This window comes from Pseudomonas pergaminensis (assembly GCF_024112395.2).
GTDB classification, from domain to species: domain Bacteria; phylum Pseudomonadota; class Gammaproteobacteria; order Pseudomonadales; family Pseudomonadaceae; genus Aquipseudomonas; species Aquipseudomonas pergaminensis.
This window is the reverse complement of record NZ_CP078013.2, coordinates 2,729,214-2,746,348: the sequence shown is the minus strand read 5'-3', so window position 1 is coordinate 2,746,348 and position 17,135 is coordinate 2,729,214. Positions and strand designations below refer to the sequence as shown.

General features: G+C 59.0%; 13 protein-coding genes. 8 read left to right on the top strand and 5 right to left on the bottom strand.

The window, feature by feature from the left end:
* Positions 1-436 precede the first annotated feature (436 nt).
* The 4 genes from KUA23_RS12495 to KUA23_RS12480 all read left to right on the top strand — a co-directional run bounded on the left by KUA23_RS12495 (position 437) and on the right by KUA23_RS12480 (position 8,009).
* On the top strand, positions 437-5,155 hold the full coding sequence (locus KUA23_RS12495) for a dermonecrotic toxin domain-containing protein (protein WP_252994041.1): 4,719 nt from the start codon (positions 437-439) through the stop codon (positions 5,153-5,155).
* Between the two features lie 94 nt (positions 5,156-5,249).
* Positions 5,250-5,468 carry a DUF2970 domain-containing protein gene (locus KUA23_RS12490; protein ID WP_078048097.1) on the top strand — a complete coding sequence of 73 codons (219 nt, stop codon included), beginning with the start codon at positions 5,250-5,252 and terminating at the stop codon, positions 5,466-5,468.
* Positions 5,469-5,872: 404 nt separating this feature from the next.
* Complete coding sequence (locus KUA23_RS12485; protein ID WP_100490937.1) at positions 5,873-7,531, top strand: nitrite/sulfite reductase; 1,659 nt, start codon at positions 5,873-5,875, stop codon at positions 7,529-7,531.
* Positions 7,515-8,009 (top strand): DUF934 domain-containing protein, encoded by a 495-nt coding sequence (locus KUA23_RS12480; protein ID WP_048727764.1) that lies wholly within the window; start codon positions 7,515-7,517, stop codon positions 8,007-8,009. The genes KUA23_RS12485 and KUA23_RS12480 overlap by 17 nt, the downstream gene beginning before the upstream one ends.
* A 40-nt stretch (positions 8,010-8,049) precedes the next feature.
* Here KUA23_RS12480 and KUA23_RS12475 read toward each other — a convergent pair whose 3' ends face one another.
* Positions 8,050-8,454, bottom strand: coding sequence for a MerR family transcriptional regulator (locus tag KUA23_RS12475; protein WP_252994040.1), 405 nt, complete (start codon positions 8,452-8,454; stop codon positions 8,050-8,052).
* A gap of 71 nt (positions 8,455-8,525) precedes the next feature.
* Between KUA23_RS12475 and KUA23_RS12470 the strand changes: the two genes are divergently transcribed.
* The gene (locus KUA23_RS12470; RefSeq protein ID WP_100490939.1) at positions 8,526-9,758 is read left to right on the top strand and encodes an NADH:flavin oxidoreductase/NADH oxidase family protein; all 1,233 of its coding nucleotides are present in this window, start codon (positions 8,526-8,528) and stop codon (positions 9,756-9,758) included.
* 77 nt (positions 9,759-9,835) lie between these two features.
* Positions 9,836-11,560, top strand: coding sequence for a ubiquinone-dependent pyruvate dehydrogenase (poxB, locus tag KUA23_RS12465; RefSeq protein ID WP_078048093.1), 1,725 nt, complete (start codon positions 9,836-9,838; stop codon positions 11,558-11,560).
* A gap of 114 nt (positions 11,561-11,674) precedes the next feature.
* On the opposite strand, the gene KUA23_RS12460 is transcribed toward poxB, so the two are convergent.
* Complete coding sequence (locus KUA23_RS12460) at positions 11,675-12,232, bottom strand: NADPH-dependent FMN reductase (protein WP_252994039.1); 558 nt, start codon at positions 12,230-12,232, stop codon at positions 11,675-11,677.
* A 227-nt stretch (positions 12,233-12,459) separates the two neighbouring features.
* Here KUA23_RS12460 and KUA23_RS12455 point away from each other — a divergent pair, with 227 nt between their 5' ends.
* Positions 12,460-12,696 carry a hypothetical protein gene (locus KUA23_RS12455; RefSeq protein WP_252994038.1) on the top strand — a complete coding sequence of 79 codons (237 nt, stop codon included), beginning with the start codon at positions 12,460-12,462 and terminating at the stop codon, positions 12,694-12,696.
* A 61-nt stretch (positions 12,697-12,757) separates the two neighbouring features.
* Here KUA23_RS12455 and KUA23_RS12450 read toward each other — a convergent pair whose 3' ends face one another.
* Positions 12,758-13,099: a hypothetical protein gene (locus KUA23_RS12450; RefSeq protein ID WP_078048091.1), complete on the bottom strand. Its 342-nt coding sequence runs from the start codon at positions 13,097-13,099 to the stop codon at positions 12,758-12,760.
* 109 nt (positions 13,100-13,208) lie between these two features.
* Between KUA23_RS12450 and KUA23_RS12445 the strand changes: the two genes are divergently transcribed.
* On the top strand, positions 13,209-14,117 hold the full coding sequence (locus KUA23_RS12445) for a LysR substrate-binding domain-containing protein (RefSeq protein ID WP_078048090.1): 909 nt from the start codon (positions 13,209-13,211) through the stop codon (positions 14,115-14,117).
* Positions 14,118-14,173: 56 nt separating this feature from the next.
* Here KUA23_RS12445 and KUA23_RS12440 read toward each other — a convergent pair whose 3' ends face one another.
* Positions 14,174-14,755, bottom strand: coding sequence for a GNAT family N-acetyltransferase (locus tag KUA23_RS12440; protein WP_099493921.1), 582 nt, complete (start codon positions 14,753-14,755; stop codon positions 14,174-14,176).
* Between the two features lie 8 nt (positions 14,756-14,763).
* Positions 14,764-17,019, bottom strand: coding sequence for an Orn/Lys/Arg family decarboxylase (locus KUA23_RS12435; RefSeq protein ID WP_078048088.1), 2,256 nt, complete (start codon positions 17,017-17,019; stop codon positions 14,764-14,766).
* Between the last annotated feature and the right edge of the window lie 116 nt (positions 17,020-17,135).

Below are 17,135 nucleotides of genomic sequence, written 5' to 3'. Positions count from 1 at the left end.
GGCCGTCCCCAGTAAACTGACTCAGCAACCCATTTAACTCTGTGGCTGTCAGTTTGGCGCTTGCCAGTTTCAGGCGACGTATTTGCGTAAACAGACTCCTGATGCATTAAGAATAAGCTTCAGAAAACCACCCCCGATGCACTTCAAAGCGGTGCACTGTTGTCACGGGCTAAGCACCCAGGGCCCGTTGCGGTAGCGCCTTACCGCATTCACTGCAAAAAAATACGATTTCCTGTCGCAGACCGATTATCGATCTGCTGACCCGGCAGCCAAGCAATACCGGGATCTACAGGAAAAAGGATTTAGCCATGCCCACCCCCACCCTCCCCCATCACCCGCTGCTTCCAGCCAGATACCCGCCCAGGCAATCCATAAGCGCTTCTCCTCCCGCCCCTCTTTGTTCTCGGTAGTATTCAATACCCTGCGCGACCGTATCATGGAGCGTTACCGGACTCTGGAACTGGACCTTCTCACGACCAGGCTGGCGAGCCCTACGCCCTCCGGCAGTTATACCTACCCACTGCTGATAAACATCGCTATCGCGCATGTCGTGAACCCGCAACTGCTGGATTTGCGCTCGCGCCGGGAGCTGCCCTTTTACCTTACGCAGCAAATACCCACGACCCTCGAGCGTTCTGCCCCCCCTCCAATTGATATGCAGGTCATTGCGCAAATCATCGACGAGTTGCCCGAATCGCTCTACCTCTATTTCCAGCAAGCCCTGGCCGACTATTGGAGCGCAATCGACAGCCATGGACAAAGCCGCTGGCAATGGCTGGGCGAATTTCTCAACGGCCAGATGACTGCCACAGCAGCAGGCCACTCAGGCCTGACCGACCTACAACGGGACATGCTGACCGTCACTGCCACCTGGCCAGAACTTCTGGAGCGTCTGCCGCGTTCCACGCCCATCACCTATGTCTATTTCATTGAAACCACGCTATCCAAAGATGGGAAAGAAGAATGCCTGCTCACGCCCGACCTGTTGCTGGTTCGCGACAAGCAGGTGCTGCTGTACAGCGTGGCCGGCGTCGTCGAGCCGTTTGATTCGATTGACGCCTTTGGTGAAAGCTGGGGCAGTCGAATGCAGCGCCAGTTCCAGTGCGACAGCGTGACCTGGCGACGCAACGAGCCTGAAGGCAATGTATTTGAACGCCAGGCCGGACTTATCCTCAATCAGCAACTGGAAGACCTGGCGGCGCTGTCATTCCAGGGTCAAAGTGAAGAGGCACTGACCCTCACTCTGGATACGCTCACGGATCCAGCCTTGCATTTCACCACTGTGCCTGTGCCGCCTGCCACGCAGCTGCAAACGATCAACGATCAGCTTCCCGAACACCTCGCGCAAGCGACTGCCGATGACCGCTTTGCCTACCTGCGCCACTTGCAGGATATGGCGCTAGTGGTGAAACAGAAGCAGGGCCGTTCGTTCAACGAGGGTATTGAGACTATCCACGGCTTCAGCCGCGACGCACTGCGCAAACAAATGCAGGCCGATCATGCTGATTTTGATCCCGACGATGTGATATTGGACTTTGCAGTGGCCGCAGGCTACCCAGGCGGTTCTGGCTTTATCGAGCATGTACAGATGTCACTGACGGAGCTGGCCGTGAAGAACCTCGCCGGTAAGCCCAAAGGAACGCTTACGCTCTCTGCGAAAGGCACCAAGGCTCTGCCGGACTGGCTCAACGAGACCTACTTGCTGGGTAGCGCCGGCTTGATCCAGCGCGTCGACATCGGCACCCACTATCCACAGAAGATCAAGGAGATGTTGCTGTCTGACACCGCCGAAGCACGCCGCCGGGAGCGGTTGTTTACCCGCGAGCTCAAGGTCAAGCTGCCGATACAGGCATTGGAGTATGCGATCAGGCAGCAATACGGCGTGACCACCACCGGCTATCGGTATGTAAAAGCATTGATGGGCTATACACCCGCCGACAGAGTCGTCGACGGTCAGGAGATCGTCCTGCGCCCCCTGGGCCTGTGCCGAAAAGCCGGTGCCCCACCCGATATCGTTAACAATTTCTTCGTGATCGAGCCCCGCGACAGTCATCAAGGCCCGCATCTGCTGTATCGCCCGTTATACGACGAAGCCCTTCATCAATACTCGACGCGTCAGGCCTTGCTGGACGCACTCGCCAGCCCAGGCGCCTTGCAAACCAGCGTACTGACCTGGCTGAGCGACAAAGCGCGTGCGGTCTACGACCACGGCGGGATCAAGGAGCCGCACATCATCAGATTCCTGCCCGGAGATGAGTTCGTTACCCGCGAAAAGCCTGCCCCCGCGACGCTGTCCATCGATGAAGGGGCGCAAGAATGGTTACAGTCGCAAGTCAACGGTAAGTTGCTCAACCATTTGTTCGGCAGTACCGCCCGCGCCCTGGTTGACGTGGCGGATAAAGCGTCTGTGTCCAACAGCGAAAGCCGCTGGGCCGTCATGATGGAGGGGGCCTGGCTGTTGTTTAACACCCTGCTGTTACCGCTGGCGCGGGGGGCCTTAATGTTGGCGGGTTGGTTCCTGGTACTGGTCAGCAGCCTGCAAGAGGACTTGGAGGGCCTTGACAGCGATGAACCCACCCGCCGCGAGTTGGCACTGATCGACCTGCTACTTAATATCGCAATGGTGCTGATGCATGGCACCACCCCCTCTGAAAGAGCCGCAAAACCTTTGCCGAAGCTGGAGGAACACGATCACCTTCTGCACCTTAAGCCGTTGCGCCGTATTGCAGGCATGCCCGCTCAACCGGGAGTCGCTCAGGTTCGACAGGGCACCGTGGCGTTGCCGGGAGAGCCTCCAGCGAGAGGCCATACCGCATTGGAATTCACCCGCTCGATTGCCAGCCCCAAGGCGGGCGCCAACTTGCTGAAAGCTTTGCTCGCCGTGCATGTGCCGTGGCCATCGTCCTTGCCGCCGCCAGAAACGAGTGGCCGCCTCAAGGGGCTATACCGTATCGGCGATGCCTGGCACGCCAGTGTCGGCGGCCTGCTGTTCCAAGTCAGCGTGGTGCCGGGTTTCGGCGATGTTTACCTGGTTGACCCACAGCGTACACACCATCCGGGCTTCAAACTGACCCGCGACGACCTGGGAAAATGGCGGCTGGACCGTCAGGCACGGTTGGAGGGTGGCATGCCTAGAGGGCGAATAACGGAATGGAAGACAAAACGCCAAGAAAATCTGGATCAACTGCGTTCGGAATTGCAAACCTTTAGTCTAGATGCGGCACAAAAGTATGCCACGACCCAACAGCTTTATGACGCAGCGCGCACTGCCGGGGCTCAAATGAAAACCAGCATGCGCTTAGTGCGAGAGGATTTGGAAAGGTACAAGAATCCCCAACTACTTCCCGAACTGATTCCCAGAATCAGAGAACGCCATCTACAAAGGCAACAGGACATGAGACTTGCCCAACGCCACTGGGCAGTCACAGTCGATATCTATAAGGAAAAGGCGGCTTTATTTGCAATGGAGTGCATGCAGATTTCAGAAAAGGCCAGCAAACTAATAGACATGGACAGGACGGCCGTGGACTATAAAGACATACAAGATCGGATGATTGAGTATAATTTCCAGTTTAACGTGTCATCTTATGACTTCGATAATGACTACATCAATCTCACCTTAAGCAGCCCGATGGGGGAAAGCTATCCTGAATACTTGCTCCGCATCGATAGCGAACTGCTCAAAAGGGATACAGATAGCTACGATGATTTAATCGAAAGCGCGACGCTACGATTGGAGTGTTTCGAGGGCATGTTAATAAGCGCAGAAATAATCGAATACACGCTGGAGGACTCAGGGCCGCTGCGTGAGAGATTTGAGAGTTATTTGCCAACGTCGTATGACATGTCCAAAGCGCGCGTAATATTTTACCAATTTTTAACGCTGAATGAGTTGATCATCAATCGTGCGATTGAAACGGACATTCCCGCGGAGCGACACTTCGGCAGCGAACTTATGGACCGCAATGCCGCCGTCAAAATCCTCACTTATTATAAGGAAGTCAATTCGGTCAGCGGCTATTCACCGTCCGATCAAATTGCCATGCTCGGCAATTTGCTTCACATGCTTGAGCGAATGGGAAATGCAGTTAACTCGTTAGCTGAAATGAAATCCCGGTTGCTGCGCGAGCAGTATCGAGCGCCGCTTCTGGATCTCTTCAGCGAGATGCGTTCGAACGCAGAAAAACAGTTAGCCGATTTGATCCGGGCTGAAGAAGCAATTGCCCCCTTGCCAGAGCCCAAAAAAGCCAAACGCCCCAAAAACGCCAACCGCAGAGTAATCAAAACCCGCGACAATCAACACCTGATTGGTGAGTTACGCCCCAGTCAGCCTGACGCACCCGGCAATTTTGTCGATATCAAAGACCCTATCACCGACCAACCCATTGCCACCTACCACGAACACGCCAGTGAAGGGGTATGGGTCAAGGTTGTCACGGCCGCGCCGGTCGAACCGCCCAAACCAAAGGTCACACGTTCGTTGAAAAAGATAACAGGCGATGCACGCATCCTGATCGCTCAAAAAGCGGGGATTGAGCACACGATACGCGCCCAACAGAAAAAGCTGGAAACCCCCTCGGAACGCGAAGACGTAACCCCACTGGACTGGGACGACATGCTGACCCAGCACGCGAACAAGATGGACGCATTGGCCGATGAAATTCAACGCGAACACAGCACCGCCTCAAAGGCCACTGAACTGATCAACGATTACCGTGCCGAGTCGAATGCCTTAAAAACGTTGGCCGTTGAGGCGCGCAGTAAAGGCTACCTGAAGCAGCGTCCTCAAGCGTTCAAAGTTGACTACCTGTGGAAGAACAAGTGTGTCGATATAAACTTGTCTAAACGTCGCGTCCCACTGAAGGCGGGCGACTTCCTCGACGAATATACCGTGCGCGATAAAAGTAAAATTGCGCAAGGCAAACCGTACGAGGAAACCATTTTGTGGTACGCCCACTTCCATTACCCCTCCGTCGACACCCCCGTCCAGCAAAGTACCTTCGGCCATTTGAAGACCGTAGAGGATCGGCCCTACACACTCAAAGAATTGATCGAACGGGCGCGAGCGAATAACCGTGAAGTGATTTACCTGGAAAGAGCCGTGATCAAAGCGCCGCTGGATAACGATTTGTTTTTCAAGCTGGCGCAATTATAGAGGCTAAGTTGGGGCGCGCTTCGTGGGTGAACGATGAGGTGCTGGATGACAGATTGTCTATGCTCTGTAGCATGATCTTGCTGACGAGGGCTGTATGGACGATCCAATCGACAACAAACCGCCGAGCTTCTGGCAGATGCTCCACAGCGTCATGGCCGCCGCGTTTGGCGTGCAAAGCGGCAAGAACCGCGCACGGGATTTCACCCACGGCAAGCCCAGCCACTTTGTGATCCTGGGAATTTTGTTTACGGCGGTGTTTGCGCTGACGCTGTTTGGCATCGTGCAACTGGTATTGCACTTGGCCGGCGTGTAAACCCAACCTGACTGTAGGCGCTGGCAAGCCAGCGCCTACAGGGGTCCGTCTCTATGACTACTGGTGGCTGACCCAGAACACGGCAGTCCCAACCACCAGGATTATCAAGAACAGAATGGCCCAGGCGTCCACGGTACTGTCGGGTTTACGGGCTTTTGTCGAATTGCTCATCGCATCGCCTCTTGTCGGTTTTATAGGTGATAACGTTCAGACACGATCACAGTAAAGTCGACGATTGCCCGCATGACAAATGTGGGTATCGCGATAACCGTTCTCATTAGTCAATTTGGTTATTTGCATATACTCAAACATCACTTTTGCGCATAAACGCAAACTGGTATCGTGCGCCGGCTCCGTTGGGAGTGCGCGGCCGTGCGCGCAGATTTGCCGAGAACAGGACCTATATGTACGTATACGACGAATACGATCAGCGCATCATCGAGGACCGCGTCAAGCAGTTCCGTGATCAGACCCGACGCTACCTAGCAGGTGAACTGAGCGAAGAAGAGTTCCGCCCTCTGCGCCTGCAAAATGGCCTTTATGTTCAGCGCTTTGCGCCGATGCTGCGGGTGGCCGTGCCCTATGGCCAACTGACTTCGCGCCAGATGCGCATGATGGCCAAGATTGCCCGCGACTTCGACAAAGGCTATGCCCACATCAGTACCCGCCAGAACATACAGTTCAACTGGCCGGCGCTGGAAGATGTGCCGGACATCCTGGCTGAACTGGCCACCGTGCAGATGCACGCCATTCAGACCAGCGGCAACTGCCTGCGCAACGTGACCACCGACCAATTCGCCGGTGTTGCCGCCGACGAGCTGATCGACCCACGCCCCTGGTGCGAAATCATCCGTCAGTGGACCACCTTCCACCCTGAGTTCGCCTACTTGCCGCGCAAGTTCAAGATCGCCGTCAATGGCTCGACCTCGGACCGCGCCGCCATCGAAGTGCACGATATCGGCCTGGAGCCGGTGCACAACGCCGCCGGCGAGCTGGGCTTTCGCGTACTGGTAGGTGGCGGCCTCGGCCGTACGCCGGTGGTCGGTGCCTTTATCAATGAGTTCCTGCCGTGGCAGGACCTGTTGAGCTACCTCGACGCCATCCTGCGGGTCTACAACCGCTATGGCCGTCGTGACAACAAATACAAGGCCCGGATCAAGATCCTGGTCAAAGCGCTGACCCCTGAGGTGTTTGCCCAGAAGGTCGACGCCGAGATGGAACACCTGCGCGGCGGCCAGACCACCCTGACCGAAGCCGAAGTGCACCGCGTCGCCAAACACTTCGTCGACCCTGAGTACAAGGCCCTGGGCAATCAGGACGCCGAGTTGGCAGCGCTGGATAAAGAGCACCCGGGTTTCGCTCGCTGGCGTGGCCGCAACACCCTGGCGCACAAGAAGCCGGGTTATGTCGCGGTGACCCTGTCGCTGAAACCTACCGGTGTTGCACCGGGCGATATCACCGACAAGCAGCTGGACGCCGTCGCCGACCTGGCCGACCGCTATAGCTTCGGTCAACTGCGCACTTCCCACGAGCAGAACATCATTCTCGCGGACGTTGAGCAGAGCCAACTGTTCACCCTGTGGGGCGAGTTGCGCGAAGGCGGATTCGCCACGCCAAACATCGGCCTGCTGACCGACATCATCTGCTGCCCGGGCGGCGATTTCTGCTCCCTGGCCAACGCCAAGTCGATCCCGATCGCCGAATCGATCCAGCGCCGTTTCGACGACCTGGATTATCTGTTCGACATCGGCGAGCTGGACTTGAACATCTCCGGTTGCATGAACGCCTGTGGTCACCACCACGTCGGCCACATCGGCATCCTGGGCGTGGACAAGAAAGGCGAAGAATTTTACCAAGTGTCCCTGGGTGGCAGCGCCAGCCGCGATGCGAGCCTGGGCAAGATCCTTGGCCCGTCCTTTGCCCAGGAAGCCATGCCCGAGGTGATCGGCAAGCTGATCGATGTGTACATCGAACAGCGCACCGAAGATGAGCGTTTCATCGACACCTACCAGCGCATCGGCATCGACCTGTTCAAGGAGCGCGTCTATGCAGCGAATCATTAAGAACAACGAAGTCCTCGATGAAACCTGGCACCTGCTGCCCAAGGACGCGAGCTTCGACGGCATCTCCAACTGCGACGACCTGATCGTGCCGTTGGCCCTGTGGCGCGAACACGGCCACGCCCTCAAGGCCCGCGACGGCGGCCTGGGCGTGTGGCTGGACGCCGATGAAGAAGCCGAAGAGATCGGTGACGACGTGGAACACTTCCAGGTCATCGCCCTGAACTTCCCGGCCTTCACCGACGGCCGCAACTACTCCAACGCACGCCTACTACGTGACCGTTACGGTTACAAAGGCGAGCTGCGCGCGATTGGCGACGTGCTGCGCGACCAGTTGTTCTACCTGCGCCGCTGCGGCTTCGATGCCTTCGCCCTGCGCGCCGACAAAGACCCGTACGAAGCGCTGGAAAGCCTCAAGGACTTCTCGGTGACGTATCAGGCCGCCACGGATGAACCACTGCCGCTGTTCCGTCGTCGCTGAGTATTGCCGTATGAAAAAGCCCTGGCATGCCAGGGCTTTTTTACGGCTCGAGTTTGATCGACGCCAGCACCTGCTTTTGCCCCATGCTGCAGGGCACACCTTCCGGCTGCGCCCGTACCGCTTCGATCACTCCCAGCAATTGCGCCTTGCTGTGGGCCAACTGCGCTTGCATCTCTTCGATCTGCGCGACCTTGCGCTCCAATGCCTCGATCAACTCTTCGCGTTTGTGCTCGCCCGGCGCCGGCATCAGTGCCTTGAGTTCCTGCAAGGTAAAGCCTGCCTGTTGCGCGCTCTGGATCAGTTGCAGGGTTTGCAGAGCCTCCGGCGCATATCGTCGGTAACCATTGGCCTGGCGCCCCACCTGGCTGATCAGCCCCTCGGCCTCATAAAAGCGGATCCGCGAAGCCGCTAACCCACTCTGCTTTGCCAGCTCACCAATATTCATCACCGCCCCTGCTTGACATTAAAGTTAACTTTAAGCTTAGCCTGAGGCCTCCCCCGCTCAGGAGTCAACCCATGTCACCCTTTGAAGCCCTGCCATTGCCCAATGGTCAAGTCCTCTCCAACCGCATCGCCAAGGCCGCGATGGAAGAAAATATGGCCGATGGCAATCAGGCGCCGTCGCGCGAATTGAAGCAGTTGTACAAGGCCTGGGCGCAGGGCGAGCCCGGCTTGTTGATCACCGGCAACGTGATGGTCGACCGCCGCGCCATGACCGGCCCCGGCGGCGTGGCGCTTGAGGATGAGCAGCACCTGGCGAGCTTTCGCGAGTGGGCCGACGTGGCGCGCGACAACGGCGTGCACTTCTGGGTACAACTCAGCCACCCAGGTCGCCAGACGCCGGCCAACCTGCGCCAGCAGGCCATTGCACCGTCCGCCGTGGCGCTCGACCTGGGCGGTTTTTCGAAGATGTTTGCCACGCCCAAGGCCATGACCGAAGACGACATCCAGGACGTGATCCAGCGCTTCGCCACCAGCGCACGCCTGGCCGAGCAAGCCGGGTTTACCGGCGTGCAGATCCACGGTGCCCATGGCTACTTGCTCAGCCAGTTCCTTTCACCGCTGAGCAATCAGCGCACCGACCGCTGGGGCGGTTCCCTGGAGAACCGCGCGCGGCTGTTGCTGGAAGTGATTCGTGCAGTGCGCGCTAACGTCAGCCCGTCGTTTTGTGTCGCCGTCAAACTAAACTCTGCCGACTTCCAACGGGGCGGCTTTGCAGAAGCCGACGCACTCGCCGTGGTCGAAATGCTCAACCCGTTGCCCATCGACCTGCTGGAGTTATCCGGTGGCAGTTACGAAGCGCCGGCCATGCAAGGTGAAGCACGTGACGGTCGCACCCTGGCACGTGAGGCGTACTTCCTGGAGTTCGCCAGCCAACTGGCGACCATCGCCAAGATGCCGGTGATGGTCACGGGTGGCATTCGCCGCCTGCCCATCGTGCAACAGGTGCTGGACAGCGGCGTCGCCATGGCCGGGATCGCCACGGCCCTGACCCTGGAGCCGCAACTGATCCAGCACTGGCGTGAAGGCCGCGACCCCAACCCGCAACTCAAGCCCATCGACTGGAAGCGCAAACCCCTGGCCTCCCTCGCCATCCTCGCGGTGGTGCGCTACCAGATGCGCCGCCTCAGCCGCGGCCATTTGCCCAAAGCCAATGTTGCGCCGTGCATGGCGTTGGTGCGTGACCAATGGTTTCTGGCGCGGCGTACCCGGCAGTACCGGGCAGCCATGACGCAATCTTCACATTAAAGGATGAACATCCGCCGTGATCGAACTGTCCCCTATTGATCAGCAGTTTTTAACCTCACTGACGATTGGAGTTCTTCATGGCGAAAATCAACCTGGCCCAGCAATTGGCGACCACCCTTGAACAGGCGGGCATCAAGCGCATCTGGGGCCTGACCGGCGACAGCCTCAATGGCCTCACCGACGCCCTGCGCACCATGGACAGCATCGAGTGGATGCATGTGCGTCACGAAGAAGTGGCGGCATTCGCTGCGGGTGCCGAGGCGGCCGCCACGGGTGAGTTGACTGTGTGCGCCGGCAGTTGCGGGCCAGGCAACCTGCACTTGATCAATGGCCTGTTCGACTGCCATCGCAACCATGTGCCGGTGCTGGCGATTGCCGCGCAGATCCCGTCTTCGGAGATCGGCCTCAACTACTTCCAGGAAACCCATCCACAGGAACTGTTCAAGGAGTGCAGCCACTTTATCGAGCTGGTGACCAACCCCGAGCAGATGCCTCATGTACTGCACCGCGCCATGCGCTCGGCGATCCTCAATCGTGGTGTGGCGGTGGTGGTGATTCCGGGCGACGTGTCGCTGCTGGAAGTCGAGGACAAGCTCAAGCCCTGGCCAGCCCTGCACGCACCGCGCACGCTGCCCGCCGACCCGGACCTGCAACGCCTCACCGAGATCCTTGAAAGCAGTCAGAAAGTCACCCTGCTGTGCGGCAGCGGTTGCGCCGGCGCCCATGATCAAGTGGTGGCCCTGGCCGACACCCTCGGCGCTCCCGTGGTCCACGCCCTGCGCGGCAAAGAACATGTGGAGTGGGACAATCCGTTCGACGTGGGCATGACCGGCCTGATCGGCTTCAGCTCCGGGTACCACGCCATGCTCGACTGCGACACGTTGATCATGCTCGGCACAGACTTTCCCTACCGCCAGTTTTACCCCACCGACGCCAAGATCATCCAGGTTGATCGCAACCCCCAGGCCCTGGGCCGTCGCGCCACGCTGGACCTGGGCATTGCCGCGGATGTCAGTGAAACCATCGGCGCCCTGTTGCCGCGCTTGACGCGCAAGACCGATCGCAGCTTTCTCGAAACCTCCTTGAAGCATTACGAAAAGGCCCGTCAAGGGCTGGACGACCTGGCTCAACCATCGAAGGCCAATCGGCCGATCCACCCGCAGTACGTCGCGCGCCTGCTCAGCGAGTTGGCGGATGACGATGCCATCTTCACCGCTGACGTAGGTTCGCCGACCGTGTGGGCGGCGCGCTATTTGAAGATGAATGGCAAGCGTCGCCTGATCGGTTCGTTCAACCACGGTTCGATGGCCAACGCCATGCCCCAAGCGATTGGTGCGCAGGCGGCTTTCCCGGATCGCCAGGTGATCTCGATGTCCGGTGACGGCGGCTTTGCCATGTTGATGGGGGATTTCATCTCACTGGCGCAGCTGAATCTGCCGGTGAAAGTCATCGTGTTCGATAACTCGTCGCTGGGTTTCGTCGCCATGGAAATGAAAGCCGCAGGTTACCTGGATGCTGGCACCGAGCTGAAAAACCCGGACTTCGCCGCCATGTCCAACGCCATGGGTATCCTCGGCATCCGCGTGGAGCAATCCGAAGACCTGGAACCGGCCCTGCGCCGCGCCCTGGCCCATGACGGCCCGGTGCTGGTAGACGTGGTCACCGCCACCCAGGAACTGGTGATGCCGCCGACCATCAAGCTGGAGCAGGCCAAGGGGTTCAGCCTGTACATGCTCAAGGCGGTGATGAGCGGCCGTGGCGATGAAGTGATCGAACTGGCGCGCACCAACTGGTTGCGCTGAACCCAATGTGGGAGCGGGCTTGCTCGCTAATGCAAGCTGTCAGTTGATAAATACATCGACTGACGCTCCGCTTTCGCGAGCAAGCCCGCTCCCACAATTTGATCTCGTTGCAAATCAAGCGTGCTGTTTTCCCACCCATTTACCGTAGGCATCAATGAACGCCTGCAGAAACGGCTTGGTCTTTTCCGACACCTTGCCGGCGTCGTCAAACACGTTGCCCGCGCCCCCCAGGTAAGCTTCTGGCTGCTGCATACACCACACATCAAGGAACACCAGGGACTGGCGCAGGTGATGGTTGGCGCCAAACCCACCAATCGCACCCGGCGACACGCTGATGATCGCGCCTGGCTTGCCGCTCCAGGCGCTCTTGCCATAGGGACGTGACCCGACGTCGATGGCGTTCTTCAGCGGCGCCGGGACAGAGCGGTTGTATTCCGGGGTCACGAACAACACCGCGTCGGATGAGCTCACGTGTTGACGGAAAGTACTGTAGGCTGCCGGCGGTGTCGCACCGTCAATGTCTTCGTTGTAGAGCGGCAAGTCGCCAATTTCCACAATGCTCAACTTCAGGTTGGCAGGGGCCAATTCGGCCAATGCCAGCGCGACCTTGCGGTTGATCGAGTCTTTTCTCAAGCTGCCAACCAGGACGGCTACGGTGTAGACCTTGCTCATTGGGGTTTCCCGACGTCTGACTAAAGGAGCTTGTAGTTATAGAGTCTTCGCGGCGTGTTCACCAGCGGGTTTTGATAATCCCCAGGCTGTTTGCTTCGCAGCGTGATGCGTAGGAATCATCTGAAAAGATCAGCGAATAGTATTTTTATTCCGTAAGTAAACTACCCCGCTCCATGACGGTCTACAGAACCGCAAATCGAGTGTTTATCTCCAGAGGTTCTAAACAGATGGCAGCAGTACTAGTCGGACAGTTTCATGCCAGAGACGCAGAAGGACGCGTGTATTCGGTGCATGAGTTCCAGGAATCCAACCCGGCGCAAGGCGACCTGGCTGGCTCGGCACCTACCATCACCTACAAGCTGGCCATTGGCGATCGTGTAGAGAAACTGGAAGGCGACGAATTCAAGTTGATCCAATCGGGCACTATTCTTGTGCGCGAGTCGCAAACCACTATCGCGTCATAAGATCCCGCCCTATCCACCTGCTCAGTCCTGGCCATTGATGGCGTTGACTGGGCTGGGGTGATCACGGCCGGCGAATCTCGGTGACTTCAATCACCGGCTCCCCTTCTGTCTTCTTCAGCGTCACCATCAACCGCCCCCGCTCGCCTTCGACGGCATACATCGAACGTTGGTAGCCCACGGTGTTATAGCCGGGATGCGCAACCACCTGCCTGACCAATTCAAGCCCCAGCACCGCGCCCACTTGTTCGACGACCTGTTCCTGGGAACGGATAAACGCTTCAAGTGCCAGGTTTTCCGGCGGGGTTTCGTTTTGCGTGTTGACGAGATAAGCAGCCACGCACCCCACGGTCACCAGGACCAGCAGTTGCTTGGCCGTTACCCCGAGGATCGAGGGTAGAGGCATATGAGACCAGACCTGTTTTTGTTGTTAACGCCGGTAGCCGGCTTTGGTCGTTGATGATCAGCGCAGCCATTCTATTGAATCCCCGGGCCGCTGCACATAGACTCCGGCGATGCGTTTACGTCATATCGAAGTGATTCAGGCCATCTTGCAGACCGGACACCCAGGCCTGGCCGCCGAGTGGTTGCAACTCCCTGTGGGCGATGTGGAGGCGGCGCTCAAGGAGGCCGAGGCGCAATTGGGTTTTATGTTGTTCGCCAGCGTGCGCGGGCGCCTGCAGGCCACCCGGGAAACCCTGGAGTTGCAGGCAGAAATCGCCCATGTGTACGAGGCACTGGAGCCGGTGCAACGCCTGGCCAGCCGTTTGAAAAACCATCATGCCCCGACCCTGCGCGCGCTCTGTACGCCGCCCCTGGCCAATCAACTGTTGCCGCAAAGCATCGCAGTGCTGCGCCGACGCTTCCAGGACACCCCCTGCAACCTGTCCAGCCAACCGACCCGCGAGATCGTCAGGAGCCTGCTGCTGCACGAAGCCGATGTGGGATTGAGCCTGCATGACCCGGAACACCCGCAGATCCACAGCCGTGTGCTGGCCCAGGGCAAACTGCAACTGCTGGCGCCCCATGGCTGGCTCAAGCCCAAGCAGAAGTACATTGCACTGCAGGACCTGGCGGGCCAATCGATGATCGGCCTGGAGGGCCAGGACCCGCTCAGCCGCCTGCTGGACGCCAAGCTGCAAGCCTTGCGCCCGCTGCCGGTGGTGCAAACGCGCGTGCAGACCTATCAGATGATGCGCAGCATGGTAGAGGCGGGAGAAGGCCTGGCGGTGGTCGACCCGTTCACCGCGTTTGGCGCGCGCGAGGCCGGGCTGGATGCGTGCCCGGTGTCGCCGCCGATCATGGTCAGCCTGTATGCGCTGACCCTCAAGGACGGCGCGACCTCCCCGGCGTTGAATGCGTTGCTGGAGATCGTGACGCAGAAGGCTGAAGGGCTGTTGGCCAGCGACTCAAGACCGTTGTAGGCCCTGCGTTATCGTGGACGACTGTCGCGGGCAAGCCGGCGCCTGCAGGTTACCCGTCAGGTCGCATCGACTTCTGTCTTGAACATCCGATACCAGAAAATCGCCACTTCGCGGGTCTGCGGATCGATGCCGCGATAGCGCAGGTGGTCGATGCCGCCCATCACGTAGCCGCAACGCTCGTACAAGCGACAGGCGCCGAGGTTGTTGTTCTGAGTTTCGAGCATCATGCCGGGCAGGTTTTTCTTGCGGCTCCAGAACTGCGCCACATCCAGCAACGCCTTGGCCACCCCATGACGCCGGGCGGGCAAGGCGACGGCCAATTCATCGACATGGGCAAAACCGTTCCAATTGGTGCTGACCACGATATGCCCCACCGGGCGGTCGTCCAGGTAAGCCATGAAGATCGCGCTGTCGGGTGCGTCGCGAAAACTGGCGAACTCCTCCGGGTCAATGCCATAGCACTTGCGGTACGGCAGGATGCGCTCCACAGGCCATTGGTCGACCCGCTTGCCCATCTGCGGCTCACCGTAGGCACTGACCTCAAAGCTGAAGTCATTACCCCACACGTAGGCATCAAAGCCTTCGTCGGCGACCCGTACACTGAGCCCCGGGTACTTCGGGTTCATTACAGCTTGCATAAACATCCTTAACCCTTGATGCAATCGACAGTGTAACAACGACCACTGCCGTCATCTTCGTGTTGCAACCCATGAACATCGGCGACAAAACCGGGAAAACTGCTATCGAAGGTCCTGGCGAAGGCCAGGTAATCGATGATCGAGCGCGTCGACTCGGTAAAGCGTTCGCCCGGCATGATCAGTGGAATGCCCGGCGGATAAGGCACCAGCATCACGGCTGCGATGCGCCCTGGCAAGGCGTCGATGGAGACCGCCTCCACTTCACCCCTGACCAACTGATCGTAGGCGTCGGCGGGTTTCATCGCGATTTCCGGCAAAACGGTGTACATCCGTTTGAGGTGCTTGGCGGTGGCGTTGCTACGGTAACAGCTATGCAATTGATCGCACAGGTCGCGCAGGCCCAGGCCTTGATAGCGCGTCGGGCCCTGGGCGAACACCGATGGCAGGCAACTGGCCAGGCTGACATTGGCGTCGTAGCTGCGCTTGAACTCCAGCAACTCGGTGAGCAAGGTACTCCATTTACCTTTGGTAATGCCCATGGAGAACAGTACGAGGAAGGAGTACAGCCCAGTCTTTTCCACCACCAGGCCACGCTCCCAAAGGAACTTGCTGACCACCGCCGCCGGAATCCCGCAATCACTCAGGGCCCCGCCCGCGTTGAGACCGGGCATCACCAGTGTCACCTTGATCGGGTCCAGCAGCACGTAGTCCTCGGCGACATCACCAAAGCCATGCCAGTCGTCCTGCGGGTGCAACAGCCAATCGGCGGTGACAACCCGGTCGATACCCGCCACCGACGGCGGCTGCCAGATGGAAAACCACCAATCCTCGGCGGCGATGTGCTGGCGCAGGTTGGCCAGGGCACGGCGGAAGCTCAGGGCCTCGTCGAACATTTCCTGCAACAGCGAGCGCCCGGCCGGGCCTTCCATCATCGCCGAGGCCACATCCAGCGAGGCAATGATGCTGTATTGCGGCGATGTCGAAATATGCATCATGAATGCTTCGTTGAAGCGGTCACGGTCCAGTTGCCGCGCGCCGCCGTCCTGCACATGGATCATCGAGGCCTGGCTGAACGCCGCCAACAGCTTGTGGGTAGAGTGGGTGGTGAACACCAGCGGGCTGTCCGGCGTGCGCGAAGTGCCCATGCCGTAGCGGCCGGCGAAGAACTCATGAAACGCCGCGTAGGCGTACCAGGCTTCGTCAAAGTGCAGGACCTCAACGCTATTGCCCAACTGCTGCTTGATCAACTCGGCGTTGTAGCACAGGCCGTCATAGGTGGAGTTGGTGACCACCGCCATCTTCACCTTGGGCGGACGACCACGGGTCAGCGGGCTGGCGTCGATCTTGGCGCGGATCGCGTCAGGGCTGAATTCGCTCAGGGGAATCGGGCCGATGATCCCCAGCTCGTTGCGTTCCGGGCACAGGTACAACGGAATGGCGCCAGTCATGATGATCGAGTGCAGCACCGACTTGTGACAGTTGCGGTCCACCAGCACCAGGTCATCGCGCCCGACCATGGAATGCCACACGATTTTGTTGGCGGTGGAGGTGCCATTGATGACGAAGAAAGTGTGGTCAGCGCCAAAGTTGCGCGCCGCGCGGGCCTCGGCTTCGGCCAGCGGCCCGGTGTGGTCGAGCAGCGAACCCAGCTCGGGCACCGACACCGACAAGTCCGAACGCAGGGTATTTTCACCGAAGAACTGATGGAACGCCTGCCCTACCGGGCTCTTGCGGTAGGCCACGCCGCCGCCATGGCCGGGGGTGTGCCAGGAGTAATTCGAATCCGCGGTGTGCTGCACCAGCGCCTTGAAGAACGGCGGCAACAGGCCATCCAGGTAAGTACGGGCCGCGCGAGCGACTTGCCGGGCCAGAAACGGCACGGTGTCTTCGAACAGGTACAGGATGCCACGCAGTTGGTTGAGCTCGCTCATGGCGTCCGCCGGCGCATTTTCCAGGGTGACTTGCTCGCCCAGCGCGAAGATCGGCAAATTGGGCGCCCGCAGCCGCGCAAGCCGGATCAACTCGACCATATTCTGCAACAGATGGGTATTCTCGCCGGCGCCTTCGGCGGCGATCAGCATGCACGCCAGGCCGTGATGGGTAGAAGCCACCAGCCTGCCTTCGGCGTAGTCCACTGCGGAAAAGATACTGAAGCCCTCTTGCTCCAACTCTCGGGCGATGCCTCGGACCCGGTCACCGGCAACGGTGTCGGCCTTGATGTCGCGGTGCACTATAAGGACGGGGAACTTCAGGTCTTTATACATCAGCGCTTGTAGTCCTGAGGGCTATGCACTCAAGGGTAGAAGCTGGAAGCGGATGTGGCGAATGAAGATTTCGAACAGGCAACACACCCTCTGTAGGCGCCGGCTTGCCGGCGATG